This window comes from Alkalilacustris brevis, assembly GCF_003350345.1.
GTDB classification, from domain to species: Bacteria; Pseudomonadota; Alphaproteobacteria; order Rhodobacterales; family Rhodobacteraceae; genus Alkalilacustris; species Alkalilacustris brevis.
The window spans coordinates 1-2,465 of record NZ_QNVJ01000037.1; the positions used below are offsets into that span (position 1 = coordinate 1).

Consider the following 2,465-nt stretch of genomic DNA (forward strand, 5'->3'; position numbering starts at 1 on the left):
GTTCGTGCCCGAGGCCGAGCGCGCGGCGGTGGCCTCGCAGCTCTTCGGCGACCGCGCCGCGCTCGTGTTCGGGCGCATCGATACGGATACGCTGCGCCAGGCCACGAGGGACGTGCGCGACTTCGGCGTGGTGGTCTCGGAGCAGGACGCCGCGCAGATCGAACGCACCAATGATGCGATCTCGCGACTGGGGCTGATCTGGCGGGGGCTGTCGAACCAGCTGGCCGTCGCCGCAGCGCCTGCGCTGGAGGCCGTGGCCGACGTCATGGCGGCTGTCGCCCGCACGACCGGCCCGCTCGGGCAGGCCATCCAGGGGCTTTTTGGCAATCTCGGGCGGCTTGCCGGCATCGCCACCAGCTTTGCCGCCTTCATGGCCGGCCGCTGGGTGGCAGGGCTGGCAGCCGCCGCGCTGTCCGTGCGCGGGCTGGCCACAGCGCTCGTGGTTCTGCGCGGGGCGCTGATCCGCACCGGGATCGGTGCGTTGATCGTCGGCGCGGGTGAGCTGGTCTACCAGTTCGGGCGGCTGGTCTCCGGCGCCGGGGGTTTCGGCAATGCGCTCGAGCTGATGGGCGATGTGGCGCGCGCGGTCTGGGACGGCATGGGCCGCTATCTCGGCGCCTTCGCCGACGATTTCCGCGCCATGCGCGCCAATATCGAGGGTATCTGGACGCGACTGATGGCCTTCCTTGCCGGCAAATGGGCCGATTTCTTGGGCCAGATCGGCCCGACCTTCAACGCAGTGTCCGAGCGCATCGGCTCGGATCTGCAGATCGACTGGTTCGGGGCGCAATCCTGGGCCTCGATGTTGGATCATGCGGCCAGCAACGCCGGTGTTGCCGCAGATCGCTTCCGCGAGCGCGCGGCGGAGACCCGCGCCACGGCCTTCGACGGCCTGCGCGAGGCAATGGTCGCGCTGGTGGCGGCGGTTCAGAGTTCGGGAGATGAAACCGAGGACGCGCTCGATGCCGCGAGCGCCGGGGCGCGGCGCGTGGCCGAGGCGCTCAATGATGCCGAAGCCGCCGCGGGGCGCGCCGGTGCCGCCGGACGCCGGGCGGGGGACGAGACCGGCAGCGGTGCGGATACGGCGCTGACCGGCTGGCAGGCGGTGACGGCGGCGCTGTCGGACTATGCGGGCCGCGCCCGCGAGATCGGCAGCGATATCGGGGATGCGCTGGTGGGCGCCTTCCGGTCGGCCGAAACCGCCGTCGCGGACTTCGTGCGCAAGGGCAAGCTCGACTTCCGCGATCTGGTGACCTCGATGATCGCCGATCTCGCAAGGCTCGCGGCGCGGCGCTTCATCCTCGGCCCGCTGGCGGGGCTACTCTCTGGTGTGCTCGGCGGCGCGGGCGGCATGTTCGCGTCCGTGCTGCACGCGGGCGGCACGGTCGGTGCGCCCGGTCCCGGCCGCATGGTCCCCGCGCTGGCCTTCGCGGGTGCGCCGCGGATGCATTCCGGTGGCTGGGCGGGGCTTTGGCCGGACGAAGTGCCCGCTATCCTGCAGCGCGGTGAGCGCGTGCTCTCGCGGCGGGAAGCGGCGGGCTATGGCGCGCGGGGCGATGGCGGAACGACCGTGAACGTCACCATCATGGCGCGTGACGCCGAGAGCTTTCGGCAGTCCAGAACACAGGTTGCCGCAGATATCGCGCGCGCGGTCAATCTCGGGCGGCGAGGCATGTGATGGCGTTTCACGAGGTCCGGTTTCCGGACAATATTGGCCGCGGCGCGCGCGGCGGGCCGGAGCGCCGCACCCAGATCGTGGAGCTGGCGAGCGGCGACGAGGAACGGAACGCCAGTTGGGCTAATTCGCGCCGGCGCTACGACGTGGCCTACGGGATCCGCCGCGCCGATGATCTGGCCGCCGTCGTGGCCTTCTTCGAGGCCCGCAACGGGCGCCTGCACGGGTTCCGGTTCAAGGACTGGGCGGATTACAAGTCCGGCCTGCCGTCACAGGCACCGGGGCCGCAGGATCAGGTCATCGGCGAGGGCGACGGCGCGACCACGGTGTTCCAGCTGGTCAAGCACTATGCCTCGGGCAGCCAGACCTGGACCCGCGCCATCGCCAAGCCGGTCGTGGGAACCGTTCGCATCGCACTCGATGGCGCGGAGCAGGCCAGCGGCTGGTCCATCGATACGACCACCGGTCTGGTGAGTTTCGACACAGCCCCTGCCAGCGGTGTCGCGGTCACTGCAGGCTTCGAGTTCGATGTGCCGGTGCGCTTCGACACCGACACGCTCGATGTGACGCTCGATCTCGAGCGGCTCGGCTCGATCACCTCCATTCCGCTTCTGGAGATCCGGCGATGAAGCAGCTCGATCCTGCACTGCAGGCGCATCTCGATGCCGGAACGACCACGCTCGCCTGGTGCTGGCGCATCACGCGCGCCGATGGCGTGAGTTTCGGTTTTACCGATCATGACCGGACGCTCGCCTTTGACGGCACCGAATTCGAGCCGGAGAGCGGGCTG

At 70.2% G+C, this 2,465-nt stretch carries 3 protein-coding genes; all 3 read left to right on the top strand.

The window, feature by feature from the left end:
- On the top strand, positions 1-1,678 hold a 1,678-nt coding region (locus DQ229_RS05310), incomplete at its 5' end, for a phage tail tape measure C-terminal domain-containing protein (protein WP_114965243.1).
- Complete coding sequence (locus tag DQ229_RS05315) at positions 1,678-2,304, top strand: DUF2460 domain-containing protein (protein WP_114965244.1); 627 nt, start codon at positions 1,678-1,680, stop codon at positions 2,302-2,304. The genes DQ229_RS05310 and DQ229_RS05315, both read left to right, overlap by 1 nt.
- A partial coding sequence (locus tag DQ229_RS05320) for a baseplate hub domain-containing protein (protein ID WP_114964907.1) occupies positions 2,301-2,465 on the top strand: 165 nt, incomplete at its 3' end. The genes DQ229_RS05315 and DQ229_RS05320, both read left to right, overlap by 4 nt.